The following is a 292-nucleotide window of genomic DNA, read 5'->3' as shown; positions in this document are numbered from 1 at the left end:
ATGGGCAGCGACGGTCTGGGTGTCCGGGGCAGGAGGCGGAGTATTGCCTTCCCCACCCAGGTCACTGAAGGCCAGTTGGAGGCTGTATAGGTCGGGGTTGCGGCGTTCCGACTTCTGACCGAAAAGATGGCGTCTAAACCATTCCAGTTGCCTTTTGAGCTGGGATATTTCTTCCTGTTGGCGTGCATTGACGGCCATCAAAACCACGTTTTGTTCAATGATATTGGCGGCGGTTTTGAGGGCGTTTGACATGACAGAATTGTACCACGAATCAATCGGTTGTGATCGATTT

At 52.7% G+C, this 292-nt stretch carries 1 protein-coding gene; it reads right to left on the bottom strand.

Annotated elements, in window-relative coordinates; genetic code table 11:
• Positions 1 to 252: IS66 family transposase (locus IV91_RS16225; RefSeq protein WP_035418511.1), on the bottom strand; the 252-nt coding region annotated here is incomplete at its 3' end.
• Between the last annotated feature and the right edge of the window lie 40 nt (positions 253 to 292).

Source organism: Ferrovum myxofaciens, assembly GCF_000735045.1.
Classification (GTDB): Bacteria; Pseudomonadota; Gammaproteobacteria; order Burkholderiales; family Ferrovaceae; genus Ferrovum; species Ferrovum myxofaciens.
The sequence above is the reverse complement of the archived record's forward strand: the minus strand, read 5'-3'. Positions and strand labels throughout refer to the sequence as shown.